This is a genomic window from Agromyces sp. NPDC004153 (assembly GCF_053603635.1).
Genome location: NZ_JBSGFY010000001.1, coordinates 1,781,952 through 1,808,422, shown reverse-complemented (window position 1 = coordinate 1,808,422; position 26,471 = coordinate 1,781,952). Strand labels below are relative to the sequence as shown.

27 protein-coding genes are annotated in these 26,471 nt (G+C 66.5%); 12 read left to right on the top strand and 15 right to left on the bottom strand.

Annotated elements, in window-relative coordinates:
- Positions 1 to 162: 162 nt before the first annotated feature.
- Positions 163 to 744: a hypothetical protein gene (locus tag ACWEOH_RS08370; protein ID WP_452029939.1), complete on the bottom strand. Its 582-nt coding sequence runs from the start codon at positions 742 to 744 to the stop codon at positions 163 to 165.
- A gap of 987 nt (positions 745 to 1,731) precedes the next feature.
- Between ACWEOH_RS08370 and ACWEOH_RS08365 the strand changes: the two genes are divergently transcribed.
- The 4 genes from ACWEOH_RS08365 (at position 1,732) to ACWEOH_RS08350 (ending at position 4,208) form a co-directional block, all read left to right on the top strand.
- Positions 1,732 to 2,358 carry a hypothetical protein gene (locus tag ACWEOH_RS08365; protein ID WP_452029937.1) on the top strand — a complete coding sequence of 209 codons (627 nt, stop codon included), beginning with the start codon at positions 1,732 to 1,734 and terminating at the stop codon, positions 2,356 to 2,358.
- A 232-nt stretch (positions 2,359 to 2,590) separates the two neighbouring features.
- Positions 2,591 to 2,932: a toxin-antitoxin system YwqK family antitoxin gene (locus tag ACWEOH_RS08360; protein ID WP_452029935.1), complete on the top strand. Its 342-nt coding sequence runs from the start codon at positions 2,591 to 2,593 to the stop codon at positions 2,930 to 2,932.
- 69 nt (positions 2,933 to 3,001) lie between these two features.
- Positions 3,002 to 3,391, top strand: a complete 390-nt coding sequence (locus tag ACWEOH_RS08355; protein ID WP_452029933.1) for a DUF1801 domain-containing protein — start codon at positions 3,002 to 3,004, stop codon at positions 3,389 to 3,391.
- A gap of 226 nt (positions 3,392 to 3,617) precedes the next feature.
- Entirely contained in the window at positions 3,618 to 4,208 is a 591-nt protein-coding gene (locus tag ACWEOH_RS08350; RefSeq protein ID WP_452029931.1) for a thymidine kinase, read from the top strand.
- Between the two features lie 101 nt (positions 4,209 to 4,309).
- Here the strand turns inward: ACWEOH_RS08350 and ACWEOH_RS08345 are convergent, their stop codons facing one another.
- From ACWEOH_RS08345 to ACWEOH_RS08335, 3 genes are all read right to left on the bottom strand, one after another.
- Complete coding sequence (locus tag ACWEOH_RS08345) at positions 4,310 to 4,600, bottom strand: hypothetical protein (protein ID WP_452029930.1); 291 nt, start codon at positions 4,598 to 4,600, stop codon at positions 4,310 to 4,312.
- A 59-nt stretch (positions 4,601 to 4,659) separates the two neighbouring features.
- Positions 4,660 to 5,091 carry a hypothetical protein gene (locus tag ACWEOH_RS08340; RefSeq protein ID WP_452029928.1) on the bottom strand — a complete coding sequence of 144 codons (432 nt, stop codon included), beginning with the start codon at positions 5,089 to 5,091 and terminating at the stop codon, positions 4,660 to 4,662.
- 93 nt (positions 5,092 to 5,184) lie between these two features.
- Positions 5,185 to 5,598 (bottom strand): hypothetical protein, encoded by a 414-nt coding sequence (locus tag ACWEOH_RS08335; RefSeq protein WP_452029926.1) that lies wholly within the window; start codon positions 5,596 to 5,598, stop codon positions 5,185 to 5,187.
- Positions 5,599 to 5,848: 250 nt separating this feature from the next.
- Here ACWEOH_RS08335 and ACWEOH_RS08330 point away from each other — a divergent pair, with 250 nt between their 5' ends.
- Positions 5,849 to 6,139 carry a hypothetical protein gene (locus ACWEOH_RS08330; RefSeq protein WP_452029924.1) on the top strand — a complete coding sequence of 97 codons (291 nt, stop codon included), beginning with the start codon at positions 5,849 to 5,851 and terminating at the stop codon, positions 6,137 to 6,139.
- 537 nt (positions 6,140 to 6,676) lie between these two features.
- Here the strand turns inward: ACWEOH_RS08330 and ACWEOH_RS08325 are convergent.
- Both ACWEOH_RS08325 and ACWEOH_RS08320 read right to left on the bottom strand, forming a co-directional pair.
- Positions 6,677 to 7,267 carry a hypothetical protein gene (locus ACWEOH_RS08325; RefSeq protein WP_452029922.1) on the bottom strand — a complete coding sequence of 197 codons (591 nt, stop codon included), beginning with the start codon at positions 7,265 to 7,267 and terminating at the stop codon, positions 6,677 to 6,679.
- Positions 7,268 to 7,283: 16 nt separating this feature from the next.
- The gene (locus ACWEOH_RS08320) at positions 7,284 to 8,438 is read right to left on the bottom strand and encodes a hypothetical protein (protein ID WP_452029920.1); all 1,155 of its coding nucleotides are present in this window, start codon (positions 8,436 to 8,438) and stop codon (positions 7,284 to 7,286) included.
- A gap of 262 nt (positions 8,439 to 8,700) precedes the next feature.
- On the opposite strand from ACWEOH_RS08320, the gene ACWEOH_RS08315 reads away from it, so the two are divergent.
- Together ACWEOH_RS08315 and ACWEOH_RS08310 are read left to right on the top strand one after the other, a co-directional pair.
- Positions 8,701 to 9,111: a hypothetical protein gene (locus ACWEOH_RS08315; protein ID WP_452029918.1), complete on the top strand. Its 411-nt coding sequence runs from the start codon at positions 8,701 to 8,703 to the stop codon at positions 9,109 to 9,111.
- Positions 9,112 to 10,175: 1,064 nt separating this feature from the next.
- On the top strand, positions 10,176 to 10,595 hold the full coding sequence (locus ACWEOH_RS08310; protein WP_452029916.1) for an SMI1/KNR4 family protein: 420 nt from the start codon (positions 10,176 to 10,178) through the stop codon (positions 10,593 to 10,595).
- Positions 10,596 to 11,994: 1,399 nt separating this feature from the next.
- On the opposite strand, the gene ACWEOH_RS08305 is transcribed toward ACWEOH_RS08310, so the two are convergent.
- The 9 genes from ACWEOH_RS08305 to ACWEOH_RS08265 all read right to left on the bottom strand — a co-directional run bounded on the left by ACWEOH_RS08305 (position 11,995) and on the right by ACWEOH_RS08265 (position 19,212).
- Positions 11,995 to 12,558: a hypothetical protein gene (locus ACWEOH_RS08305; RefSeq protein ID WP_452029914.1), complete on the bottom strand. Its 564-nt coding sequence runs from the start codon at positions 12,556 to 12,558 to the stop codon at positions 11,995 to 11,997.
- Between the two features lie 64 nt (positions 12,559 to 12,622).
- Positions 12,623 to 12,982, bottom strand: coding sequence for a DUF7674 family protein (locus tag ACWEOH_RS08300; RefSeq protein WP_452029912.1), 360 nt, complete (start codon positions 12,980 to 12,982; stop codon positions 12,623 to 12,625).
- A gap of 118 nt (positions 12,983 to 13,100) precedes the next feature.
- Positions 13,101 to 13,436, bottom strand: coding sequence for a hypothetical protein (locus ACWEOH_RS08295; RefSeq protein ID WP_452029910.1), 336 nt, complete (start codon positions 13,434 to 13,436; stop codon positions 13,101 to 13,103).
- Positions 13,437 to 13,964: 528 nt separating this feature from the next.
- A complete protein-coding gene (gene dnaB, locus ACWEOH_RS08290; protein ID WP_452031885.1) occupies positions 13,965 to 15,335 on the bottom strand; it encodes a replicative DNA helicase in 1,371 nt (456 codons plus the stop codon).
- 568 nt (positions 15,336 to 15,903) lie between these two features.
- A complete protein-coding gene (rplI, locus tag ACWEOH_RS08285; RefSeq protein ID WP_148733043.1) occupies positions 15,904 to 16,356 on the bottom strand; it encodes a 50S ribosomal protein L9 in 453 nt (150 codons plus the stop codon).
- A gap of 11 nt (positions 16,357 to 16,367) precedes the next feature.
- Complete coding sequence (rpsR, locus tag ACWEOH_RS08280; RefSeq protein ID WP_056727560.1) at positions 16,368 to 16,628, bottom strand: 30S ribosomal protein S18; 261 nt, start codon at positions 16,626 to 16,628, stop codon at positions 16,368 to 16,370.
- 48 nt (positions 16,629 to 16,676) lie between these two features.
- Positions 16,677 to 17,192 (bottom strand): single-stranded DNA-binding protein, encoded by a 516-nt coding sequence (locus ACWEOH_RS08275; protein ID WP_452029907.1) that lies wholly within the window; start codon positions 17,190 to 17,192, stop codon positions 16,677 to 16,679.
- Positions 17,193 to 17,197: 5 nt separating this feature from the next.
- Positions 17,198 to 17,581 (bottom strand): 30S ribosomal protein S6, encoded by a 384-nt coding sequence (gene rpsF, locus ACWEOH_RS08270; RefSeq protein ID WP_148733041.1) that lies wholly within the window; start codon positions 17,579 to 17,581, stop codon positions 17,198 to 17,200.
- Between the two features lie 197 nt (positions 17,582 to 17,778).
- Positions 17,779 to 19,212: a CCA tRNA nucleotidyltransferase gene (locus tag ACWEOH_RS08265; RefSeq protein ID WP_452029905.1), complete on the bottom strand. Its 1,434-nt coding sequence runs from the start codon at positions 19,210 to 19,212 to the stop codon at positions 17,779 to 17,781.
- A 119-nt stretch (positions 19,213 to 19,331) separates the two neighbouring features.
- On the opposite strand from ACWEOH_RS08265, the gene ACWEOH_RS08260 reads away from it, so the two are divergent.
- The 5 genes from ACWEOH_RS08260 (at position 19,332) to ACWEOH_RS08240 (ending at position 26,453) form a co-directional block, all read left to right on the top strand.
- Positions 19,332 to 21,821 carry a DUF6049 family protein gene (locus ACWEOH_RS08260; protein WP_452029903.1) on the top strand — a complete coding sequence of 830 codons (2,490 nt, stop codon included), beginning with the start codon at positions 19,332 to 19,334 and terminating at the stop codon, positions 21,819 to 21,821.
- Positions 21,814 to 23,433 carry a murein biosynthesis integral membrane protein MurJ gene (gene murJ / locus ACWEOH_RS08255; protein ID WP_452029901.1) on the top strand — a complete coding sequence of 540 codons (1,620 nt, stop codon included), beginning with the start codon at positions 21,814 to 21,816 and terminating at the stop codon, positions 23,431 to 23,433. Before ACWEOH_RS08260 ends, murJ begins: the two co-directional genes overlap by 8 nt.
- 121 nt (positions 23,434 to 23,554) lie before the next feature.
- A complete protein-coding gene (trxB, locus tag ACWEOH_RS08250) occupies positions 23,555 to 24,562 on the top strand; it encodes a thioredoxin-disulfide reductase (protein WP_452029899.1) in 1,008 nt (335 codons plus the stop codon).
- Between the two features lie 49 nt (positions 24,563 to 24,611).
- Positions 24,612 to 24,935, top strand: coding sequence for a thioredoxin (gene trxA / locus ACWEOH_RS08245; RefSeq protein ID WP_148733037.1), 324 nt, complete (start codon positions 24,612 to 24,614; stop codon positions 24,933 to 24,935).
- A gap of 168 nt (positions 24,936 to 25,103) precedes the next feature.
- Positions 25,104 to 26,453, top strand: coding sequence for an aminotransferase-like domain-containing protein (locus ACWEOH_RS08240; RefSeq protein WP_452029896.1), 1,350 nt, complete (start codon positions 25,104 to 25,106; stop codon positions 26,451 to 26,453).
- The last annotated feature ends 18 nt before the right edge of the window (positions 26,454 to 26,471 follow it).

Below are 26,471 nucleotides of genomic sequence, written 5' to 3'. Positions count from 1 at the left end.
TTCCGCGGTAAGTGACATATTCCTACAGACCTGAGCCTCACTCAGCCAGCGGTCGTACCCCCTCCACCCGAACGCAGTAGGTGCTCTTGGTCCGTGGAACTCCTTCGCGAGCAGCTTCAGGGCTCGCGAAGGAGCTCCGACACGTCATTGCTAACGCGCTGGTCAGCCCTCCTCGGTGGGTCGGGCTCGGTGCTCGGTGGCGCCCGACTCCGTGCTGCCGAGATCGTGCCTGACGACCGCGGTCGCGTCGAACTCCGCCACCACGAGTGCGGCGGTGCTGGCAAAGCCAGATGCGAGCACGAGGAGAAGCGACGGGATGAACGCGGATGCCGGGGGCACCCACCCGCCGAACACCCAAGGCAATACGATCGCGACCGCGACCGCGGCGGAAGTGAGCCATTCATTGGCCGCGAGCGCCCTCGACGCACCCGACTTCGCGATGCGTCGACCGGTGTCGATAGAGGCCATGACCAGCATGGCGGCAAGGGCGACGAACACAACTGCGCCCCAGACCGGTTCAAGCGCCACGAGGGCCAATGGCGCGAGCAGGGGCAGGGAGTAGGCGGTGAAGATCCATCGCATGCCCGAGCGAAAATACAAGTCTTCGCCTTCCGAGGCGGACCGTCGCCGGTGCAGGTCCGAGTCGATGTAGAAGAACACGCCCACGATGAACGTACCGATCAATGTGGCCGAAATACCGGCCAAGCCGAGCAGGAATTCGCCGACGCCCGCATGCATCTGCATCACGCTCCCCCGGTCGCCATGAAGAGGACAACGATCCGCTCATCTCAGGCCATTCCTACCCCCGACGCAGCTGCACCACAACGGCGCTGAGCGACTGAGCAGTGGTCGGGTCGTGGCCGCGGAATTGGACATGGTCCGTCGGAACCTACAAGGCGGTGGCTGTAGGTTCCGACCAAAGATGGCGGAGGGCCCCGGGATTCCACGGTACTTGTGATCGTTTCGGGCTTGCGGATTCCACACGAAATGGCGGATTCCTACACGCGGCGTCTCGACTGTCGCCGCTGGTGAGGCCAGTCGAAGCTGGCGTCTGCCGCGTCCCACCTAGGGATCCCTCAACACGGCAAGCGTGGATCGATAAGGTTGCGGGCGAGGCTGGTGGAGGTATCAGAATGACTGCGGACCGCTCGTTTCCTCTCCATCCTCACAGCACGCTGCAGCTCGCGGTCGGTGACATCATCGCGGTGCCTTGCGAGCCAACTGGATGGGTGTGCCTCGTCGCGGTGGAAGTACGGCGTCGGGGCCCGGGTGCGCGGACGACGTTCGTGGCAGGCGTCGTGAACTGGTCTGGCGAGCAAGCGCCCCTAGAAGCTGATATCGCGGGTCAACCTGTAATCGCACAGGGGCTCACGCGCATTGAGCTGTTCACCGAAGGCGGCCTAGTCGTGGTCGGGAACGTGGGATCCGTCGCCACGACGGTCGACTCCGACAATCGCAACTACGACGTCGGCGCAGTCCATCAGGTTTGGGGCTGGAAGACGGCAATCCGCCGCGCTCAAGCACAGCGCGCAACTCAGTGCCGATAGTCGACCGGCTATCGGCCGCCTTCCGCGACCGCGACCATTGCGAGCGCGCGGACCTCTTCGCTCGACGGCGATGCCAAGGTGAATTCACTATTAGGCTGCATGCCAGACTGCTCTCAACGTGTGCCGGGTGGCACCAGATGGAAGGCCGTCTCGGGTGAGAACTGCGTCGCCTAGTTCGCCGCTTGTGAGCGGCGAGCTCCAGGTCTTCCGCTGGGTACGGCGCAGGTCCGAGAGCTTGTCGTTCTCGTGGCTGCCCGGCCGGGAAACGAATCCGTTGCTCGATGGCTTTGTCGGCGTTGTCGACTTCAGCGACCAGCCCAAGCTCGGACCGGCCGTGCTCTACGACTGTCCGATCGAGTCCGCGTTTACCACTTCAGTAACGCAGTTCAAGCGGAACAGCAGCCCATGGTTGGTGCGGCTAGGGTCACGGAGGAGTGAAGAGCTTCATGACCAGTCCTGGTACCGCCGACCCCGGATGAACCCGCCCGAGTTGGAGGAAGCGCTCGCGCGACTGAAGGCGGAGCCACCCCCTGGCACCTTCTTCGACGAGTACTGGACTCGGGCCCAACTCGAGAACCGCGAATGGTACTCGGTCCACGGCCTCGCGAGAACTGGCGATGGCCTCCGCGAGGCGATCGTGCTCTGCTCCTGCTCGGATGACCTACCGACAATGTGTGCTCGTGCTGCGCTAACCCAAGTCGAAGACGAACTCGGATACGACTTCGAGGTCTCCGAGGTTTACCGCACCCACAACGTCGGGCCAGCCGTGAGTGGCATTGGCGCGCTCCATATCCAACGCAGGATCGACTGAGGTCCCGGACGGACGGTCGAGGATCCTTAATGGACCGTCGTCCTTCTCCCATAAAGGGGCTCAGCCGTGCCTACGGACTGCGAACAGACACGCTACAGCGGGAGGCTCTGCTCGATCGTGCGACTACCGTTCGAATAGAGAGATACGGAGGTTCTATCCCGATGAACGACCGGCACTTGGTTCGGGATTCTGAGCTGAACTACGACTCCGATCTTGTGTCACTCTAGGCGGCGTGCCCTTCTCCGGCACGGTATTCGAGGAGTCGCCGCTGCTTGGACGATCTGAGATCACCTACCGAGACGGCCTCGAGGAGGGTCCTGCGCGAGATTGGTACCCGTCAGGCGTTCTCAAAGCTGAGGCACAGTTCGTGGAGGGGACGCTGCATGGGATGGCCAGGGAGTATCGTCCTGACGGCGTGTTGGCCGAAGAATCGACCTACGAGTATGGGGTTCGTATCTTCCATCGTGTTCTGGCACCGGACGGATCGGTCGTTGAAACCGAGGAACTCGAGGACGGCTGCTTCGAGGCGAGGCTCGTCGCGCGTCGGCGCTCCGAGCTCGGCTGGCCTCGCTAGGTTCGCCACGCGGGTTTGCGACTGACCTCGGGTGTTGATTTCGTCAGCTCTCTTCGCAAGTATTCGCGCATGAGTGACAAGTCCGATTCCGAACAGATCGACGACATCATCGCGCAGCAGAGCGGATGGAAGCAGGACGTCCTCGTCGCGCTTCGAGCTGCGATCATGGCCGCCGACCCGGGCGCCGTAGAGGTGGTGAAGTACAAGAAGCCCTCCAAACCGGAGGGAGTTCCGTTTTGGACGCATGACGGAGACGTCTGCTTCGTCGACGTGCTGAAGAGCGCCGTAAGGCTGACCTTCGCTAGGGGTGCCCGCATGGGGAGCAGCGACCTCTTCAATACCCGGCTGGACAGCAAAGCCGTCCGAGCCATCGACTACGTCGATGGAGACCGCGTCGACGAAGCGGCGGTCAAGGCACTCGTGACCGAGGCCGTGGAACTCAACGTGGCAGCCAGGTGACAGTGGTGGCTGAAGCCGAACCGGTCACCCACGTCAGGCGATCGATCGCGACCCGCGCAGTTCCGCGGCCGCAGGCGTACCCTCCGCTGGGTCGGTGAACCAATCCCGGCATGACGCGTGTATTCGTCAGGGCTACGGCGGTGCGATGGGCAGCCGATTCGATTGCGAGATGCGGGCCGGCATCCTTCTGTTCCAACTGACGACGGCCTCACTTAAGCTCTGACCCATGCCCAGGAACCCCAACGGCCGGCTCCAGGTGGTCTGCGGGCCGATGTTCGCCGGCAAATCCGAGGAGCTGCTGCGGCGGGTGCGCCGCGCGCAACTTGCCGGACTCGCCGTCGAGGTCGTCAACCACGCGCTTGACGATCGGCACGCCGCGGGCCGGGTGGCCTCGCACTCGGGGCTCAGCATCGAGTCCCGATCAGTGCCCGACGTCGGCTCGCTGGTGGAGTTGGTCGGCGATCGCGAGCTAGACATGCTGGCGATCGACGAAGCCCAGTTCTTCGGGCCGGAGCTCGTCTCGACGGTGAGCAGGCTGGCGCTCACCGGGATGTCGGTGGTCGTCGCCGGTCTCTGCGTGACGTTCGACGGCCGCCCCTTCGAGCCCCTCCCGTCGCTCATGGCGCTCGCCGAGGACGTGACGAAGCTCACAGCCGTATGCGCCGTCTGCGGGCGGGACGCCGCGTTCCATCAGCGCGTCCTCGCCGACGACGTCGCGGACGCTCGCGTCGCGACTGCCGAGCACGTGGGCGGCATCGAGTCGTACCAGGCACGCTGTAGGCAGCACTTCGGCGAACGAGGCCGTCGCTCACCGTAATGCGTACACTCCGATTCGAACGAGAGCGCTACGAGCGCACTATCCGGGATCTCATCAACGGGTGGCGCTGAGGGATCCGTAAGCGCGACGCTGTGACCGGGTTAGCGTCGACGTGGGATCTTGGGCAACGCGGTCTTGAGGCTGATGATCATCTCGTCGACGCGTTTGCTCACCTCATAGGCTGAGATCTCAACTGAAACGACGTCCTCGTCGGGCGTAGTGAAGGTTAGCTTGACCTTCGGGATGTACGCGAAGCCCTCGCGGTTGCCGAACGAGCCGGCCCTAGCGGACAACTGACGCGCCGGAGTGGGGACGGTCTCCAACCTGTCATCGGCCAGCCCCCAAGCGGGGTGAATTGTCCCGACTTCAAAGCTGCGAAAGTTCGACGCCATCGAATTGCCACTGGCGGGAGCGGAGCCGCTTATCTGGGGCTTGAAAGTTCCCGCGGGGATCAACCAATTGCGAGCGCGGATCGCAGGCTATCCAGGTCATCGATCGCGGCGTTGGCCTCGTACAGGGCCTCCATCGCAGCAACTCGGGCGTCAGAGTCGGCCGCAAAGTAGACCGCAGAAGCGGCCCTTGCCCGCGCAAATGCAGCGAGGTGTTCTGCCGTGGTCGCCGTTCCCTCATCGAGTCGGTCATGAAGTTCCCACTGGATCCCATCAAGTGCGTCGACAACAACGTTCACGGCTCGTCGGCTGGACGTTTCACCGACGTCGCCCCGTTCGATCGCACCTAGCAGTGCCTCAACACTGAGGTTGCTCAATCCCGTGCGCGAGATGGCAACGCGACACGCTATGAGGGCGGCCTCGCGCCGACCAATGTCGTCCCGCCGGTCGATCAATGCGACCAGATCGGGCGCGATCGTTTCGAGTCGTAGCATCGACAATCCCTCAACGGCAAAGCAGCACATGCGCGGGAGCCGGATATCGCGCCCGCGGCATGCCTGGCAGATCGGTCGTACGGCGCCGATCCCTCAGCGCCAATTGGTGAGGAGATCCCGGATAGTGCGCTCGTAGGGCTCTCGTTCGAAATGAAGTGTAAGCGTAGGGCCGTCCGCGCTGACCTCATTAGTCACTCGGTCTTGGAAGGCGATGTCATTCCACGCGACGATCGTTTCGCCGACGTCCACATGGGCGCTGATGGCTCCGCACCAGATGTCGCCGCAGAGCGCACAGAACAAGATGCCAGTTCGTCCGTCGGGGAACGACACCCATTCCTCTTGCGGCCCGACGTCCTCGCCGAGCAGCGCCCTGAGGCTCGCGACCACGACAGCGTCGTCAGGAATCGCCTTGTCCATGAGTGGGCGCTTGTCGTCCCGCGGGTCACCGTATGAGATCCAGTCTCGAAGAGGCCTCCCATCAACGAGCCAGTCGCGGAAGTAGATCACTGTGCGAGTCTCGACCCGCCTCGGCCAACGCCCGGCAATAGTCTCCTCGCTTGCCTCCGCGCAAACTGACCCCAGCACAGACGGCTCTTGGTCGTGTGCGTGGGTTGGTTGCATGACGAAAGGATAATCGGCGGTCGACCGCAGTCCTGGTGCTGGACAGGCGCCCGATTGTGGTCCGTCATCGGACGTCGGCAGGCGGATGGTGTCGCGGATGCTGGGCACGGCCAACCTTGAGGCTAGAGTCCGGCGCATGAAGTTCAAAGGCGTGTTGTCTGGCGCGCGGAGGGAACATGAGAGTGTGCAGGTATTCCGGGCGCGCTACGTGACGTTGGCTGGTGCCGGCGCGATTCTTGCGGGTCTAATCCTTGTCGTCGTGTCATTAGCCTCTCGGGGCACTTATCCGCTGGAGTCAGGCGGGGCGTGGAACTTCATCCTGTCTGGCGCCTTCATGGGGGTCGGCCTTGTTGTCGTTGTCATTGGTGCGGCCAAGTATCGGGCAGCCACACGGGGAGCGCGCCGCGAGACTGCCGACGGAACCTGACGAAGGCTCTGAGCTGAGAACCCAATACCCAAGGCTCGCGGTCTCCGATGCCGTCATCAGCAAGGCGCGGAAGGAGTGCGCTTAGCCACATTCACCCGGGCCGAACACCCGTTGACGGACGTCCGGACGTGATCCTTATCCGGGCGGATGGGCTGAGGGGGGTACGTCGCGTGCGGGGTTTCCTGTGCGATTACCAGCCCCAACTCGCGCGCACGGCGAATCCCTGCTCCAACAGCTCGCGCACGATGTGCTTCGCGATGAAACTGGATGCACTCGTGACCAGCACCTGCTCCATCAGGCTCCCTCCATCGCGTCATTTGTAGGCTCACAGCCCTGTGACGCCTGCCCTTCCTTCGTAGGCGATTTGCAAGGATCCCCGAGCAGGGCCGCGTCCGAGAGGGCGATTCCCGTCGAGGGGGCGTGAGAACTCAGGCCCTTCAGCGCCGCTGATTCATGCGGTCGAGCGCCATTCAAGATTCAGTCTCGGGGCCACTCGGTATTGCCCGTGAGCAACACCCCCGCGGGGGCGACGCTCCTCTACTCCGAGGCGGACGACTCTCGACCTTCTGCACCCGCTTCCTCGGTGCGCGCAGCTACATCGAAGGCAGCACCTGACCACGTTTCCATCCCGTAGAGGAAGTGCTTCGGCGGCATCGTCCCCGTTCGCCACGCCCGTACGTCAGCGGCCAGCCTCGCCAGCGAGTGGATCTGCCACTGCACGGTCCCTTCCTTGAAGTTGAACACCGCTGCAGACAGCGCCTCCATACACTCGCGATCGCTTCGCGTCGGGGCGACGAGCCACGCCGCCTCAACGGTGGTCTGCAGCTCGACGTCGACCGGGCCGCCAGCGTCCCCATAGCGCGCGCCTCGTGTAGCGCGCATCCCAAGACTGCCGACCACCGGAACATCGGCTGGCGAGGCCCACCCGTCAAGCTCCGTCGTGCGCCTACCCAACGCCCCGATGACAGATGCGAGCGCGGCGTCGAACCTCTCGACATTCGCCGCGCGCCGCGCCACCCATTGGCCCCAGATCGCAACGAGCACACCGAGCACCGCGGCGACGAGCACACCGAGAAAGGCGAACCAGTCCGACGCCGTGAGCACGTCGGCCAAGGGGGCAGGAGTCATCCCGCCGAGCGTACCCTCAAGGGGCCTTGCTCGCGTCCGTCGAAACGCTAAGAGCCTTCGCTGCATCCTTGACGAGACTCGGCAGTTCGGCGGTGTTGATTTCCGCTGCGTGCTTGGCCGCGTCTCTGTGGGCGAATCGGGAAAGCACGTTCTTGACGAGCACCGCGTCCCCGACCTGCATACGTGCTGCGATTCTCACGTCATCGTCAGAACCTGCGTAGAAGGGCGCGAGCGCCTTCAAGGAGAGCGCGACGTCTTCCGCAGTGTCCGCCTCTCGGAAGTGTCGGCCAGACTCTCTGAGTAGTAGCGCGCCGAACGCTCCGATCACGAGCGCGACCGAGGCTCTGAGGATGCCATCGCCTACGGTCAGATCGAAGTTGTTGCGGATGGCTTCGGCGACGATAAACCAACCGATCGCACCCGCAACGACGAACGCCGCGGCCGCCCCGGCACGCATCCACTGTGCCGCCCGCCGTTCGCGCTTGGCGCGACCGGTCCAGTCCGTCGCGCTCAGACTCCCAGCGGCGTGCTCAGCCAGCGCCTCGCCAGCGATCGCCGTAGCCGCAAGTGCGGATACGTGCGCCAGGGCCTCTGCGTTCGTCTTGGCGTCGAACTCCTTGCGGTCGACGTACCAAACGGAGAGCACTTCACCCCAATCCTTGTCTATCGACTCGCGCGCCGATTTGCTTACTTCGGCGATGACCTCGCGTTCCGCGTCGATCGCCGATTCCAGGGTCTCGACGCCAACGGAGAGCTTCGTAAGTTCCTGCTGTCTCTCCTCGAGTGCGCGCTCGGTCACGTTGATCCGCGTTTCCAGATCATCGAGCCTCGATGTGCGGGCGGCGATCTCGGCGTCAAGTAGGGCGACGTATGAGTCCTTGAGGTCCCTCGGGGGAGGCGGAGGAAGCCTGCGCAGCGCGGACTCGAGGTTGTCCACGCCCTGTTGGCGACCATAGCCGGGTGCAACGTACTGAGCGAACTCCGCTGTGTTAGTCGGTAAAGCGTTCAACGCCTGGCTTAGCGAGTCGAGAACGCCAAGGTACAGCGCGGGTTGTCTGGTGAGCTTCGTCTTTGTCGCCTCACTCAGCCATTCGACGATGTCCATGCGCCACTGCTCACTGTTTGCCTCGCCGAATCGCGCGGCTTCGAGTGATTCCAGCTTGAGCTTCATGGTGTCCCAGACGGCGTGCGCCCGATATCGCTCGCTCCCTGTCGTCATTGACGCACCTCTCTTTAGGCCTCAGGACTTACATTCGTATCTGCCCCAGTCCGGCACACTATCCGAGAGTTCGGACACACCGCGCTCAAGCCGAAACCTCGGCCCGGAAGCCGGTTCCTCAACGCGAGCCGGATTGCCGCTCACCTCACACCAAGCACATCCAGTAGCGTGCGGATCATGTGCGGTGAGCGACCCGCGGAGAGGACGGCAGGAGATGACCATCATCACAGGCGGCATTCTCGCGGAGTTCGGTCCACCCAAGAGTGCTCACATGGCTGTCGCACGTGAGATTCGAGCTTTCGCGCCACGTAATCACGACGACGATTACGCTGTCGACGTCGCGATGGTGACTGGTCGCGATCGCGATGTCGGTCCTGAGCCGCCGCCGCTTGGTGTGTCGGCAGGGATGGTCGGGCGCGTCCAACGTCGATTCATCGTCTGGCATCGACTGCCGGAAGGGCTCGCCGATGAGGCTGACGTGCGTCGCTGGTTCATAGAGGCCCTCCCGCAGACCGAGACCTTGGTGAGGCAATACCTCCCGACGAGGTCGAAGGCTTATCCAGCCGAGCAGCTTGCTGACGAGGTGGCGGAACTACGTGCTCACCTCGAAAGCTTGAACACTTGACCGGTGGGACCTCGTTGGCTCGCTACCACGCCACGCGGCTGAGAGTGGGCGAGCACACTTGCTCGTCGCCCGGTAGCCGGTCCCTCACCGGCCGTCCGCAGGCGGATCCGCTTGCGCATGTCCACTGACCGACCACTACCAGACAACGCCGCCGGTTAGTCGACGGGCTATCGGGAGTGCCAGCGCGTCGGCGGGTCGCACGAGCCGCAGTCGGGCTGACCGTCCTACCATTGCTGTCCACCTTTCCGGATTCTCGCGAAAGGTCCGCTCCTGGTAGACGAGCTACGGGCGACCAGAGCCGGCGAAATCAAGAGGAAGACATGACTAGGCAGTCAACTACGCAGTGGGGCATTACTGTTCAGCTGGCTGATGGCAGCATTCGGTTCTTCTCTAGATCCGCCAGACACGGACAGTCGGAGTGGAGCCCGCGGATTAGTCAGGCCCAACGGTTCACGTCGGAAGGAGAAGCACGCGTCATGTCCGAGTCATTTGCCAGTGGGGGCGGCTCGATGCACTACTCAGTAGTCGCACTCCCGCGCCTACCAGGCTGAAGAACGATCGGGGGCCAACTTCGACCCGCGAGTGAGTAGTGCGCGTTCGGCGACCGGGTTGCGGACGGCACTCGCCTGATTCTCGGCTCCGTGAACGGAATAACCGGAGCGGGCTCACAATGGGACTGTGATCGAATCGCGACCTGCAATGTGCCTCACCGAGGAGACTGTCGCCCTTGTCATGCACCTACTGATCTCCGGAGAAATAACGCGTCCCATCGCATGTCGATTCGTAGCCCCCTGGGTTGAGGGAGATCTACCATCGAGCGGCAGGGCGCACTCAGGTGCCCAGTATGTGCACGGATTCGACCTCGTGGGCGACGCGGGAAGTCGCGTTTGGCATGCGCCCTCGCTCGAGGACGATCATGAGTACATCCTTGATCGAGATGAGATGGTTCGCCGATGCGAAGCATGGTTGGCGAAGTCACAGCTCACGCAGCACCAGCAGTGACGCTCTCGATCCACGGGCCGACCGATTATCGGGCGCCATGCTGTGGGCGGAGATTGATTCGCATGAACGACGAGCAGAGCCGATCCGACGGAGTCGGGTGGGCAGTTCTGCTCGACCGTCCCGAGGTGTCGACGCGGCCGGCCGCGACCGACGCTGAAGTGAACGCTGCTGAAGTGGAGCTCGCCACTCGCTTCCCTATCCAATTGCGGCAGCTGTTTATGCAGACCGATGGCGTGTGGGATCGATCCGGACGGTGGTTCGTAATCTGGCCCCTGGTCGACCTGGTGGAGCGAAACAGCGGTACGGCTGAAGAGCGCGCCGCGATCGCGTTCGGTGACGACGGCACAGGAAATCCATTCTGTGTCCACCGAGATGGGACCGTCAGCTACTGGTCAGAGATCGACGCCGAGCACACGTTCCTCTCGCCGGATCTCACGTCCTTCTGGACGGCCTGGCTGCGCGACGACCTGCGTCCCCACTAACGCTCCCGCTGAGGGATCCATGAACGGGCACCAATTCCGCTCCCGTTGAACCGGTGTCGCTGCGCTGACCGGCGGTCTCTCAGCGGGTCCCTACAGGTCCGTGCTCCAATTCATAAATGAAGAATTGTTCAGGCGGGGGGCCTCGCCCGACGGCGAGGCCTACCTGTGTCTCCTGCCGCTAAACCTTTTCGAGCATGCGGTCCGATGTCGCCTCTTCGGACGTGCGGTCGCGCCGACCAATTCGGACAGTCCAGAATCTCAGCGGTTCTGACCGGACCCGGTTCTCCGGGCGCCGTTCAGGCACTCTCCTCCGGAGATCTTCTTGAGCGACATCCTTCTGCACACTCTTCTCGACATCCTCGTACCACGCGTAGCACATCACGAGCCTCCTTACGGTGGACGTCCTTCAATCGTCCTCCGATATGGCTCCTTAATCGACACTTGGCATTCGACTTTCGAGTACGGGCCGGACTGCGGATCGATCATCGGCAGGACCAGCATTGACGAACCGGAAATCGCACCACGAGCTCCTGAGTAACCCCACGGGCCACGGTAATGCCACCAGGCCGCGCAGCGATCATCGACATCGCGATAGCCAACCGCGTGACCCACGCCCTAGGCGACCGTGGCCGCCTGGGAGCACTCCATCGTTCCGCGTTACTCGACAAGATCGGCTCCCCGGCCCCCGAGCGAGCGTTTGACTGCGTTCATGCGTCGTTTGCCAGATCGAACCCCTCAGCGGTCCATCAACGGACGTCGCAGGCGGATCCTCTTGTGCGCGTCCGTTTGCGCATTGACCTGTGAGGGCCTTGAAGACCCCCTCGGGCGTGACCCCGACGCTCCGGACAGCTCGAGACAGCGCGTGAGCAAGGCCGCACGTAGGCGGTCCGGTCAATGTGTCGCGAGAGCTAGCTACTGCTGACTGCTCTCGCTAGCATCCTGCTAATAGATCGCTCGCACGAGACCCGCGGGAAACCGGCCAGGGTAGCGAGTTACGACTATGGGGCGCGCTGATGCCAAGGCAAAGTATGCGTCGTTACCCGCGGTCGTTCCTGTTTCACGACATGGAGCCGCGGTGGCAGCCTGCCCAAAAACCCCCTTGCCGACTCTTTACGCAGCTGGTCGAGCCCTCGTCACGGTACGCGATCGGATGAATGCACAGTCGCGCGAACGAGTAGTCGTCGGCATCCATCCTTGTGCGCGATGCTCCTGTTTTCACCTCACCTCTGATCCCAAAGCAGGGGCGTCGAAATGGACCCGTCGCGCGCTCGCACAATTCCGATCGCGAGGGTGAGGTCTGCAGTGCGCTCACGTACCCCCTATTGAGCCGCCGCTGTTCAACCCCGGTTGGTTCTAACCATGTGACCGAATCGACTGGTCCGCGGACAACCGCCGCGCCTCACTTCGTGGTGCGTGCCTCGTAGATCAGCCGAAACTCGGTGCCGGCGGTGAGGCCAGTCGCTCGAATCGCCTCGACCAGGTCACCCCTGAGGAAGAGATCGCCGCGAGGAAGCTCGGCAAGCTTGAACGCGCCCCTACCCGCGAGTGCACCCAGATTGAATGCAGGGCGGCGGATGTCCATGATCCGTCCGGATGCAAACCGAGCGATTTCGGATCGGCTTTCCTCAAGCACATTCGCCACTATCGGAGCGCTGAACACCACCAGCCGGGCGTCATCACACTCCAGCGGAAGTAGCTCGCCGTACGGGGCGAGGAGTTGCCCGACAGCTTCAATCGCTTCCTCACGAAGGATGAGCACATGCCCACCCAGCCACGGCATATCCGAACGGAGCCAGGGCCGCCCGTGCTCGTCCTCCTTCAGCAAACGCACCTGGATCGGATGCCATGCAGTCCCGGGCTGCCGTTCAGACAGTGTCCGGAACACCTCGAAGTCGGCAGGATCGACCGGGAGGACCCACTCAAAACCCTCGGGGACTGCTGGACGAAAGACGCGGAAGTCCATCACCGGGTTCCTCCTCAGGACAGGCGCCGAGGTCGCGCGACCAACCATAGAAGGGCAACGGCCATCATGAGCCATGTGTCTGTTGCTCTCGGTGCTCAGCAAGCAGCGCAGGCGGCCACGTGGCCACGAACTCGGGCGTCTCGTCTGGGAAAGCCCCGACATTTTCAACGAAGAAGACGGCGACTGCGTTGAGGAGTTGGTCGTCGCCCTCCGTCAGCGCTCGATCCACAACTTCGAGCACGCGGCTTGACGTGTAGACGTCGCCGTCAGCGAAGCGACCGGCGGCGAAACGGAGTAAATCCGGGAGAAGGAGATGGATCAGCAATCCGCCGTGTTCGTCCACGTGCTCGTCGAGAAGCGGCCCGACGGTCGGCACAGCGGCGCGAAGCATCTCCACGAACTCGGCGGAGGAGAGCGACTGCATGGTCGCACGCTATATGCCTTTCGTTCTCTTCCTTCGGAGGCACGACCTCAGGGATTGTGCGATTGGCGATCCCAAATCGCGAACGATTACCGTGCGTGCACACGGTTCGGGCTGGCCGTCAGAATGTCTCGAGGTATCGCGCCCAGATCACGGCCTTTCGAAAGGGCCCGTCGCCCGCCGCATCGAACTGGGGCTCATCGAATCTCACGGAGTACTCGAGTTCGCCCGATCGCGCCAGCCGGTGCCGAACAGGCTGGGGCGGAATGATGGTGTCGACGCTGCCTGTGAACACGTCGCGCCATGGGCCGTCCCAAGACTCATCCTTGACGATTCGTACGCGCGTGCCGGGTTTCATCGCCTCGACCGGCCACTCGCCGTCGAGGGGCCGGCCCAAGATTGCTTCGATGGCGCGACGATCGGCCGATTCCTCGCTCTCGAGACTGTCCTCGACCATCCAGCCAACCTAGTGCAACCTCGCACCAACCCGTTCGATGAGCGCGGTGCTCCGAACGTGTGCCCTCGATTGATCGAAGTGACGCGCCCGATAGCCGGTCGATCACCGGGACGCGCGCAATCGCCGAGTCGCGCCGACGACGATCCTCGTGGCTCCTGGGCGCTCGATTCCCGTAAGACCCGCCCGAGACAATGCCCCGTGATGGGAGGCGAAGCGCTACAGCCAAATCCGTCGCCAGAGCGTCGCCATCCCAGCTCACGGGCGCAGAACGTGAAGGGTGGCGGGCAGATCCGCTTCATGGTGAACCGCGCATTCCCCGACGAATGAAAATGGCAGAGACGCCATGTGTGTGCCAGCTACCAGAGGAAATCCGGGCCATCCACTCGACAGGCTCCCCACTCTCGAGCAGCACCGCGAGCCCTGCACATGGCAAATGTCAAAAGTGACATTTCGATGACAAGTGGGTCCGGAAATGACAAATACCCGCGGAACCTACAACAAATACCCGCGGAACCTGCATGCGCGTCGCTACACCTGCACCATGTCGGCGAACCGGGAGAAGTGCCCGTGGAACGCGACCGTGATGGTGCGGGTGGGGCCGTTGCGGTGCTTGGCGACGATGAGGTCGGCCTCGCCCGCCCGGGGACTGTCGCGCTCGTAGGCGGACTCGCGGTGCAGCAGGATCACCATGTCGGCGTCCTGCTCGATCGAGCCCGACTCGCGCAGGTCGGAGAGGGCGGGCATCTTGTCGGCACGCTGCTCGGGGCCACGGTTGAGCTGCGAGAGCGCGATGACCGGCACCTGCAGCTCCTTCGCGAGCAGCTTGAGCGCACGCGAGAACTCCGAGACCTCCTGCTGGCGGCTCTCGACGCGCTTGCCGCTCGTCATGAGCTGCAGGTAGTCGATCACGACCATCTTGAGCCCGACGCGCTGCTTGAGGCGCCGGCACTTCGCGCGGATCTCGACGAGCGTCATGTTCGGCGAGTCGTCGATGTAGAGCGGCGCGTCATTGATGCGCCCGCGGGTCGCAGCGATCGTGGTCCAGTCCCGCGAGTCGACCGTGCCCTTGCGCATCATCTGCAGCGGCACGGATGCCTCGGCCGAGAGCAGGCGCATGGCGATCTCGCTCTTGCCCATCTCGAGCGAGAAGAAGATCGAGGGGAGGTCGTTGCCGATCGCCGCCGCCCGCGCGAAGTCGAGCGCGAGCGTCGACTTGCCCATCGCGGGACGCGCGGCGACGATGATCATCTGCCCGGGGTGGAAGCCGTTCGTCAGCTCGTCGAGGTCGGCGAATCCGGTGGGCACGCCCGTGAACTTGCCGTCAGTGTGCTTGGCCGCCTCGATCTCGTCGATCGCGGCGGTGACGGCCTCGGTGAGCGGGACGTAGTCCTCGCTCTCGGTCGAACCCGTGACCGAGTAGATCTCGGCCTGGGCGTTGTTGACGAGCTCGGTGACCTCGCCCTCGCCGGCGTAGCCCATCTGCACGATGCGCGTGCCGGCCTCGACCAGGCGGCGCAGCAACGCGCGCTCCGCGACGATCGACGCGTAGAACCCGGCGTTCGCCGCGGTGGGCACGAGGCTCGTGAGCGTGTGGAGGTACTCGACGCCGCCGGCACGCTGCAGCTCGCCGGTCTTCGTGAGCTCGTCGGTGACGGCGATCACGTCGGTGGGCTCGCCGTGCGAGTAGAGCGACAGGATCGCGTTGAAGACGACCTCGTGCTTCGGCACGTAGAAGTCGATGCCGCGGACGGTCTCGATCACGTCGGCGACGGCGTCTTTCGAGAGCATCATGCCGCCGAGCGCGCTCTGCTCGGCGAGGAGGTCGTGCGGCGGAGTGCGCTCACCGCGGCGGGCGTCGTCGTCGACCGATTCGGCGAGTCCGATGTGCGCGATCGACAACTCCATGACCTCCGATTCGGCCTTCGCCGGCAGCGTGCTGGCGCCCGCACTTCAGTGTGGCCGGAGCCTCTGACATGGGCTTTCCGACCGGGGTACACCCGCTGATCGAAGGACGCTGCTTCACGATAAGGAAGCGTCGTCCACAGCACAAGCCAGCCTGTGGATAACTCTGGGGACAAACTGGGCGAAACGCCGCGGAACGTGTGCACATCCCCTGTGGAAAACTGTGGAAATCTGGGGAATTACACCGGTTGAATTTCAGAACGATCAGGTGTTTCGTGTTTCCACACCTGTGGGGGGAAACTTCTTCGAGAATCCACGGATGCCCCATGCTCACCTGTGCACAACCATCACAGGATGTCCACAACCTCGTCTTGCGGGCGGGGCCGCGACGGTGTAGACCTGTGCAATCGAAACGGGGGCATCCCGGCCGGCGAGGGGGACGGCTGGGCGGGTCGATCGCGCCCACCGGAGCACGCCTCCGAACCACGCCTCCGATGCACGCCCGCGAACACGGAAACGGCGGCCCGGGCCGAAGCCCGAACCGCCATTCTCGAGTGCGTGCGAACTACTTCGCGGCGACCACCTGGAGGGTGATCGTGGCCGAGACCTCGTCGCGGAGGCGAACGGTCGCCTCGTGCTCGCCGACCGCCTTGATGGGGGTCGGGATCTCGATCTTGCGCTTGTCGAGCTCGCCGAGGCCGGCGGCCTCGACGGCCGACGCGACATCCGCCGTCTTGACCGAGCCGAAGAGCCGACCGCCGAGGCCGGCCTTGACGGCCAGCTTGACCTTGGTCGACTCGAGCTTGGCCTTGAGGGCCTGCGCGTCCTCGAGCGAGTGGAGCTCGCGGGCCGCACGGGCGGCCTTGATCTGCTCGACCTGCTTCTCGCCACCGCGGGTCCACGGCGTCGCGAAGCCCTGCGGGACCAGGTAGTTGCGCGCGTAGCCGTTCTTGACCTCGACCACGTCGCCGGCGGCACCGAGGCCGGTGACCTCGTGCGTGAGAATAACCTTTGCCATTGTCGTGCTCCTTAGCGGCCGGAGCCCGAGTAGGGCAGGAGGGCCATCTCGCGCGCGTTCTTCACGGCACGGGCGATCAGGCGCTGCTCCTGCACGGAGACACCGGTGATACGACGGGCGCGGATCTTGCCGCGCTCCGAGATGAACTTGCGCAGGGTGGCGACATCCTTGTAGTCGATGACGCCGACCTTGATGGACTTCGCCGGGGCGGCGTTCTTCGCGCCCTTCCCGCGGCTCGGCTTGCGGCGGTCGCCGCTGCTCTTTCCAGCCATTGTTGATCCTTTGATGAGTGCTCGCCGGTCGAGGGACCGGCGTGGATGTTAGAAGGGGGTCTCGTCGCCGTAGTTCGTGCCCGGCGTGTTCCAGACGTCGCCGCCGGATGCACCGCCCGACTGGGCGGCCGGCGTGCTCGGAGCCCATGCGTCGTCGGACTGGCCGCCCCCGAAGGAGCCGCCGCCCACGCCGCGGTTGGACTGCGCGCGAGTGACCTGGGCGGTCGCGTACCGGAGCGAGGGGCCGATCTCGTCGACCTCCAGCTCGATCGTGGTGCGCTTCTCGCCTTCCTTGGTCTCGTAGGAACGCTGCTTGAGACGCCCGGAAGCGATGACCCGGGAACCCTTGGTGAGTGAACCCGCGACGTGCTCGGCGAACTCGCGCCAGCAGCTCGCGCGCAGGAACAGCGCTTCACCGTCCTTCCACTCGTTCGCCTGACGGTCGAACGTTCGGGGCGTGGACGCGATGGTGAAGTTGGCAACCGCCAGCCCGTTCTGCGTGTAGCGCAGCTCGGGGTCTGCAGTGAGGTTGCCCACCACGGTGATGATGGTCTCGCCGGCCATGGGGACTAGGCGTCCTTCTTGGCGGGGGCCTTCGCGGCGGCAGCGGCCTTCTTCGCGGCGCGCTCCTCCTGGGCCTTGGCGACGGCGGCCACCTGGGCGATGGCCTCCTCGGCGCGGAGCACCTTGGTGCGCATGACGGCCTCGCTGAGGTTCAGCTGGCGGTCGAGCTCCTTGGTGGTCGCGGGCTCTGCGGTGAAGTCGACGACGGCGTAGATGCCCTCGCTCTTCTTCTTGATCTCGTACGCCAGGCGACGGCGTCCCCAGATGTCGACCTTGTCGACGGTGCCGCCATCGTTGCGGATGACGTTGAGGAACTTGTCGAGGCTGGGAGCAACGGTGCGCTCGTCGATCTCGGGATCGAGGATGACCATCAGCTCGTACTGGTGCATGACAGACCCACCTCCTTCGGACTCAAGCGGTCACAGACGGTCTGTGACAGGAGGGTGTACATGCGTCGCGCCGAGGAGGCCGCGAATGCGGCGCTCGGGCAACCTGTCAATGGTAACGGATGCCGCGTCGCCGCGCCATTCGACGCTGAGGATGCCTCGTGGTCGCCGACGTCCGTCGGCGCGCGCCGCCTGCAGGATCACGCCCGCTCGCGCGCCGCCCACCAGTCGAGCAGGCGTTCCTTCGCGGCATCCGGGCCGATCGGGCCCTCGTCGAGGCGCACCTCGAGGAGGTAGCGGTACGCCTCGCCGACCACCGGTCCGGGCTTCACGTCGAGGAGCTGCATGATCTGCTGCCCGTCGAGCTCGGGGCGCACGGCCGCGAGCTCCTCCTCCTCGGCGAGCACGGCGATGCGCTCCTCGAGGTCGTCGTAGGCGAAGCCGAGCCGGTCGGCCTTGCGGCGGTTGCGGGTCGTGACGTCTGCCCGGGTCAGGATGTGCAGGCGCTCGAGCTGGTCGCCCGCGTCGCGCACGTAGCGGCGCACCGCCGAGTCGGTCCACGCGGCATCCGCGTAGCCGAAGAACCGCAGGTGCAGCTCGATGAGCCGGGAGACCGCCGCGATGGTGTCGTTGTCGAAGCGCAGCTCGCGCAGGCGCTTGCGGGCGAGCTTCGCACCGACCACGTCGTGGTGGTGGAACGACACGGCCCCGCCGGGCTCGAGTCGCCGGGTGGCCGGCTTGCCGATGTCGTGCAGCAGCGCCGCGAGGCGCACGACGAGGTCGGGGGAGTCGAGGACGCCGCGCGAGACCTCGTAGTCGATCGCCTGGTCGAGCACCGTGAGCGAGTGCTCGTACACGTCCTTGTGGTGGTGGTGCTCGTCGACCTCGAGGCGCAGGGCCGGGATCTCGGGCAGCACACGGTCGGCGAGGCCCGAGTCCACGAGCAGTCGGATGCCGCCGCGCGGCGCCGTGGTCAGCAGCAGCTTCGACAGCTCGTCGCGCACCCGCTCGGCCGAGATCCGCTCGATCTCGGGTGCCAGGGCGGACATCGCCGCGCGCGTGCCCGCCTCGACCTCGAAGCCGAGCTGGGCCGAGAATCGTGCCGCGCGCAGCATCCGGAGCGGATCGTCGCCGAACGACTGCTCGGGCGCGGCCGGCGTGCGCAGCGTGCGGGAGAGGAGGTCCTCGACGCCCCCCGACGGATCGACGAGCGCGAGCTGGGGGAGTCGCAACGCCAGTGCGTTCACCGTGAAGTCGCGTCGCGTGAGGTCGTCCTCGAGGCTCGTGCCGAAGACCACCTCGGGCTTGCGGGATGCCCCGTCGTAGGCGTCGGCGCGGTAGGTCGTGATCTCGACCGTCTCGCTGGCAACCTTCGCGCCGATGGTGCCGAACGCCCGGCCGATGTCCCAGTGCGCCTCTGCGATGGGCTTCACGATCGCGAGGATCTCGTCGGGCGTGGCATCCGTCGTGAAGTCGAGGTCGTTCGTGCCGCGACCGAGGAAGGCGTCGCGGACCGGTCCGCCGACGAGGGCGAGCTCGTGGCCCGCGGACGCGAAGGCCTGGGCGAGCTTCGCGACGGTCGGCGAAGCGGCCAGCTCGCCCAGCCGGTCGAGGGCCGCCGCGACACTCTGCATGCCCCCTATGTTAAGCGGGACGCCGCGCTCGGCCGTCGGCAGCCGGCCTCCTTCTGGGGGCTTCCCGACACTGTGGACGTCGAGCGGGCGCCCGGACCCCAGCCCGTAGAATCGCCTGCATGGTGCCCGAGTCGAACCCCGCGCTTCAGCGTGCCGACTGGACCGACTCCACGCCCCGCCGCCCCTCCCGACGCTCCCGCCTGGTCTTCGCGGGCCTCGCCCTCGCGGCGCTCACGGGGGCGGTGGCGACCCCGCTCGCGGCCAACGCGGGCGTCGATCCCGCATCGGGCCTGCAGGCGATGCTGGGCCTCGGCGACCCCCGGCCCGCCGCCGAGGCCGGCCTGACCGCCTCCGCTCCCGCGCAGGCCGTCGGCGTGGAGTCGACCGGGCTGAACGTGCGCGTCTCCCCCACCATCTCGACGACCATCTCGCTCGGCGAGCCCGTCGCCCTCTCGGTCGAGATCGAGAACGCGACCGGGGAGGCGCTGGCCCCCGGAACGGTGCGCCTCGTGCGCGCCGAGGGCGCCATCCACGACCAGTCGGAGCTCGACGAATGGCTCGCCGCCGACGCGCAGGACACCACGGGCGTCGCGGGCGACGCGGTCACGCTGGGCGAAGCCGAGTCCCGGGGCCTCGCCGCCGGCGGCGCCACGCTCGTGTCGTTCACCGTCCCCGGCGAGGTGTTCGCCGACCTCGCGAGCTCGCCCGTGCTCGGCCTCGGTGCCGAGCTGCGCGTCGGCGACACCGTCGTGGCCGCCGGCACCGCGGCGTACGCCAACGCCGACGTCCCGGCGTCGGGCTCGGTCGCCGTGGCACTGGCAGCGCCCCTCACGACTCCTACCGGCACGGTCCCCGCCGGGCTCATCCCCGCCGACCAGCTCGAGAACTGGACCTCGCCGACGGGCCTGCTCACGCGCCAGCTCGACGCCCTCGCCGGACGCCGCGTCGCGATCGGGCTCGACCCCCGCATCGTGGCGTCCATCCGCGTGCTCGGCACCAGCGCTCCGGCGTCTGCGACGGCCTGGCTCCAGCGCCTCTCGAACGTGCCGAACGAAGTATTCCCGCTCGCGTATGCAGACGCTGACGTCGCGGCGCAGGCGCAGCTGGGACTGCCCGGCCTCCTGGCGCCGACCTCGTTCGGCGACGTGCTCGACCCCGCGAACTTCGCCACCTCGCCCGAGGCGGGCGACACCGACGGCGCCGCGGCGGGCGGCGCGCCCGCGACCGACCAGCCCGTCGAGCCCGAGCCGACCCCCGGCGGCGTGCCGACCACCGAGGAGCTGCTCGCCTGGCCGTACACGCGCGCCGATCTCGCGTGGCCCGCCGACGACACGGTGGCGGTCGGCAACCTGGGCTACCTCGACGCCGCGGGGCTCACCACCACGCTGCTCGCGCCGGGCAACGTCGAGGCCGTCGAGGGCCCCGCCTCGTCGTCCGCGAACGTCGACGGCTCGACGGCGCTCGTCGCCGACGCCGAGCTCACCGAGCCCCTGCGGGCGGCATCCGACGCCTCGACCGACACCGAATGGCGCGAGGCGACCGGCCGGCTGCTCGCCGAGCTCGCACTCGACGCGGGCACGGCGCGCACGACCGTGCTCGCGACGTTCGACCGCGGCGACGCGGCGCAGTCCGCGCGCGTCTCGGCGGTCATCGACGAGATCTCGGGATCGGGGTGGTCGTCGCTCGCCGGCCTCTCCGACGCGATCGGCGCGCCGCCCGAGGCACGCACCCTCGTCGACGAACCCGAGGCCGAGGGCCGGCTCTCCGCGATCGCCCGCATGGTCGAGACCGAGGCCCGCCTGGCCGAGTTCGCCACCGTGCTCGCCGACGAGAGCCTCATCACGGGCCCGACGCGACGCCAGTTGCTGTCACTCCTCGACGTCGCCTGGCTCGAGGACCCCGACGTGTGGGAGGCCGAGGTCGGGGAGTGGCTCGTCGCGCAGCGCGCCACGCTCGGGGCCGTCTCCGTCGTGCCGAGCAGCACGATCAACGTCGTGTCGACCGAGACCGGCGTCCCGACCACCATCGAGAACACGCTCCCGTACCCGGTCACGGTCGTGGTCGACGTCGCGCCATCGAACGGCCGGCTCATCGTCGAGGATCAGGTCGAGGCCACCGTCGAGCCGCAATCCCGCTCCACCGTGCGCGTGCCCGTCGCCGCCGGCGTCGGCAACGGCGAGGTGTCGCTCGCCGTTTCGCTCACCTCCACCACGGGTGTGCCCATCGGCGACACCGTGACGATCCCGGCCAACGTGCAGGCCGACTGGGAGGGCCTCGGCGCCGCGATCCTCGCCGTGATCGTCGTGCTCGTGTTCGGAATCGGCCTCTGGCGCAACATCCGTCGTCGCCGCCGGGCGCGGCTCGCGGCCGCCGAGGGTGGGTCTAGTGCAGCGGATGCCGCGACTGACGCGGACAGCGCCGGCGACGCCGGTGACGCGGCATCCGCAGCGCCCGTCGCTGCCGACACCGACGCCACTGCCACCGACGCCACTGCCACCGGTGGCAGCCCGACCGGCGCCACCCCGACCGGCGTCGCTTCCACCGACGCCACCCCGACCGGCACCACCCCGACGGGCGCCGACGAACCGACGGGACCCGAGCGTGGCTGACCCCGACCGGATCGGCCGCGCGAGCGCCTTCCTCGCCTCCGGCACGATCGTCTCCCGCGTCCTCGGGTTCGTGAAGGCCATCGTGCTCGCGGCGGCCATCGGCGTCGTCGGGTCGACCTCCGCCGACGCGTTCGCCGTCGCCAACGGCCTGCCCAACACCGTCTACGTGATCGTGGCGGGCGGCGTGCTGTCGGCCGTGCTCGTGCCGCAGATCGTGCGCGCGAGCACGCACACCGACGGCGGCAGCGCCTACATCAACAAGCTCCTCACGCTCGCGCTCACCGTGATCGGCGCCGCGACGGTGCTCGCAACGGCCCTGGCCCCGGTGCTCACCTGGATCTACGCGGGCTCGAACTCCGAGATCCTCCCGCTCGCGGTCGCCTTCGCCTGGTGGTGCCTCCCGCAGATCTTCTTCTATGGGCTCTACACGCTGCTCGGCGAGGTGCTGAACGCCCGACGGAGCTTCGGGCCGTTCACCTGGGTGCCCGTGCTCAACAACGTGGTCGCGCTCATCGGCCTCGTGATCTTCGGCTTCCTCTTCGGGTTCGACCCCGACGGAACCCGAGCGATCGACGACTGGACGCCCGGCATGGTCGCGTTGCTCGCCGGCTCCGCGACGCTCGGCATCGTCGTGCAGGCGGTCGTGCTCTTCTGGTTCTGGCGCCGCATCGGCCTGCGCTACCGCCCCGATTTCCGGTGGCGCGGCGTCGGGCTGGGCGCGGCCGGCCGCATGGCCGGCTGGACGTTCGGGATGCTGCTGCTCACGACGTTCGCCGGCATCGTGCAGACCCAGGTCGTGCTCCTCGCCTCGGGCGAGGGGGCATCCGTCGCGGCGATCGACAACGCGTGGCTCGTGTTCATGCTGCCGCACTCGGTCATCACGGTCTCGATCGCGACCGCGTACTTCACCCGCATGAGCGAGCACGCGCACGCCGGCGACCTCGACCGGGTCCGCGACGACCTCTCGAGCGCCGTCCGCGGCGTCAGCGTCATCCTCGTGCTCGCCGCCGCCGTGCTCATGGTCGTCGCCTACCCGTTCGGAGCGGTCTTCCAGCCCGGACTCGCCCTCGCGTCGGCGCTCGGCAACGTCATCATCGCATTCGCCATCGGCCTCGTCGGGTTCAGCATCCTCTTCGTCGTGCAGCGCACGTTCTACGCGCTGGGCGACACCCGCACCCCGTTCTACTTCACGCTCTTCCAGGTGATCGTCTTCACGCTCGCCGCGCTCTCCTGCATCATGCTGCCGCTCGAGTGGACGGCGGTCGGCATCGCCCTCTCGACGACGCTCGCCGGAACGGCCCAGCTCGTGCTCGCGCTCGTGCTGCTGCGCCGACAGCTCCACCGGCTCGACGGGCGGCGCATCGCGGTGAGCCTCGGCCGCGACCTCGCGGCGGCCGTCCTGCCCGTCATCGCCGGCGTGGTGCTCCTCGTACTGCTCGGGGGCACGACCGAGGACGGATTCGCCGTCAGCAACCGGATCGGCGCGATCGTCTCCATGGCGATCATCGGCGCCGTGATGGCGGCACTCTACTTCGGGGTGCTGTGGGCGCTGCGCTCGCCCGAGCTGCGCGGATTCGCCGAACCGCTGGTCGCGCGAGTGCGGCGACGCTGAGGCATCCGACGCGCGAGCGCCCGGTCGGCGGCGGAATACCCGCCGCCTAGACTGTGTTCACCATGACGTGCCTTTCCAGAACGTCGAGGTTGCCGAAACACCAGTGACCACAGGAGTGAAGTTGCGCGACATCATCATCATCGGCTCGGGCCCGGCCGGATTCACGGCCGCGATCTACGCCGCACGCGCAGAGCTCAAGCCCCTGCTCATCGCCAGCTCGGTCGAGATCGGCGGCGAGCTGATGAACACGACCGAGGTCGAGAACTACCCGGGCTTCCCCGAGGGCATCATGGGCCCCGACCTGATGGCGAAGTTCCAGGCGCAGGCCGAGCGGTTCGGCACCGAGGTCGTCTACGACGACGTCGTGGAGCTCGAGCTCGACGGCCCCGTCAAGCGCGTGAAGCTCGGCAACGGCGAGGTGCACGAGGCATCCGCCATCATCTACGCGACGGGCTCGGCCTACCGCAAGCTCGGCCTGCCCGAGGAGGAGATCCTCTCGGGTCACGGCCTCTCGTGGTGCGCCACCTGCGACGGCTTCTTCTTCCGCCAGAAGACCATCGCGGTCGTCGGCGGCGGCGACTCCGCGATGGAGGAGGCTACCTTCCTCACGCGATTCGCCGACAAGGTCTACGTCATCCACCGTCGCGACTCGCTCAAGGCGTCGAAGATCATGCAGCAGCGTGCGTTCGACAACGAGAAGATCGAGTTCATCTGGAACGCGGAGGTCACGCAGATCCACGGCACCGAGCAGGTGTCGGGCGTGACGCTTCGCGACACCGTGACGGGCGAGCTCCGCGCGCTCGACCTCGACGGCCTGTTCGTCGCGATCGGCAACGACCCGCGCACCCACCTCGTGCACGGCAAGCTCGAGCTCACGCGCGAGGGCACGATCCACGTCGAGGGCCGCTCGTCGCGCACGTCGGTTCCCGGCGTCTTCGCCGCCGGCGACGTGATCGATCCCTTCTATCGCCAGGCCGTCACGGCCGCCGGCACGGGCACCGTCGCGGCGCTCGACGCCGAGCACTACCTGGCCGCCCTCGCGGAGGCGCCGTCGCCCGAGATCGCCGAGATCGAGGCCGAGGCGATCGAAGAGGCCGCAGCCGTCGAGAACTTCGCCCGCACGCGCTGAGTCGTCCCGCACGACGAGCGCGGCATCCGCTTCACCAAAGGAGAAACACATGACTGCACGTGCCGTGAACGAGGCCACCTGGGAGCAGGAGGTCCTGAACAACGAGAAGGCCGTCCTCGTCGACTTCTGGGCCGAATGGTGCGGGCCGTGTCGCATGGTCAGCCCGATCCTCGACCAGATCGCGACCGAGCACGCCGAGAAGCTCGACATCGTCAAGCTCAACGTCGACGAGAACCCCAACCTCGCGATGAAGTACCAGATCACCGCGATCCCCGCGTTCAAGGTCTTCCAGAAGGGCGAGGTCGTCAAGACCGTCGTCGGCGCCAAGCCGAAGCCCGCTCTCGAGGCCGACCTCGCCGCCTACATCTCGTAGTCGGCCGCCTCGCACACGCAGAGACCCGTCCGGCACCCGCCGGGCGGGTCTTTCGCGTATCCGGATCGACCCCGCTTGCACTCGGCGTTCCGGCGCTGACGCGGTCGATCGAGCGGATGCCCCGGGCGAGACGTCATGCGGACGGGCCGCCCGAACCCAGTGACTAGCATGGAAATCCTGAGCAGAAACGGAAGCGACGTGACCTCTGACGTCCCCCAGCGGACCGGCAACAACCTCGACCCCTGGTACGCGAACTACGCCGAGCGAGCCTCCGGCCTCGCCGCCTCCGAGGTCCGAGCCCTGTTCGCCGTCGCGTCGCGCCCCGAGGTGGTGTCGCTCGCCGGCGGCATGCCCTTCGTCTCGGCGCTTCCGCAGGAACTCATCGTCTCGTCGATGGAGCGGGTCATGCGCACGCAGGGGCCCGTCGCCCTCCAGTACGGTTCGGGGCAGGGCATCCCGCAGCTGCGCGAGCACATCCTTGACGTCATGGCGCTCGAAGGCATCCGCGGCTCGGTCGACAACGTCGTGACGGCCACCGGCTCGCAGCAGGCGCTCGACCTCGTGGCGAAGCTCTTCGTCGACCCGGGCGACGTGATCCTCGCCGAGTCGCCGAGCTACGTGGGCGCCCTCGGGGTGTTCCGGTCGTACCAGGCGAGCGTCGTGCACGTCGCCATGGACGACGACGGCCTCATCCCCGAGGCACTCCGCCAGACGATCGCCCACCTGCGCGGACAGGGTCGGCGCATCAAGTTCCTCTACACGATCCCGAACTTCCACAACCCAGCCGGCGTGACCCTCTCGGCCTCGCGTCGCCCCGAGATCCTCGAGATCTGCCGCGAGAACGAGATCCTCGTGCTCGAGGACAATCCCTACGGCCTGCTGCATTTCGACGAGCCGGCGCCGAACGCCCTGCGCTCGCTCGACGAGGACCACGTCATCTACCTCGGCTCGTTCTCGAAGACGCTGGCCCCTGGCTTCCGCGTCGGATGGGCGCTCGCGCCGCACGCCATCCGCGAGAAGCTCATCCTCGCGGCCGAGTCGGCGATCCTCTCGCCGAGTTCGTTCAGCCAACTGGTCGTCTCCGAATACCTGTCGACGACCGATTGGCGCGCACAGATCGACACCTTCCGGGGGGTCTACCGCGAACGCAAGGACGCGATGATCGAGGCGTTGGGGGAGTACCTCCCGCAGCTGCGATGGACGAACCCCAACGGCGGCTTCTACGTCTGGGTCACCATGCCCGACGTGCTCGACTCCAAGCAGATGCTGCCGCGCGCCGTGAAGGAGCTCGTCGCGTACACGCCCGGCACCGCGTTCTTCGCCGACGGCCGTGGTCGCCACGCGATGCGGCTGTCGTTCTGCTATCCCACGCCCGACGCCATCCGGGTCGGCATCCGTCGCCTCGCCACGGTCGTGAACGGCGAGCTCGACCTGCTCGACACGTTCGCCGGCACCGGCCCGCTGCAGCTGCCGCCGAGCGCCGACTTCGACTCCGCCCCGCCATCCGACCTCAAGTGAGCACGCGCATCACAGTTT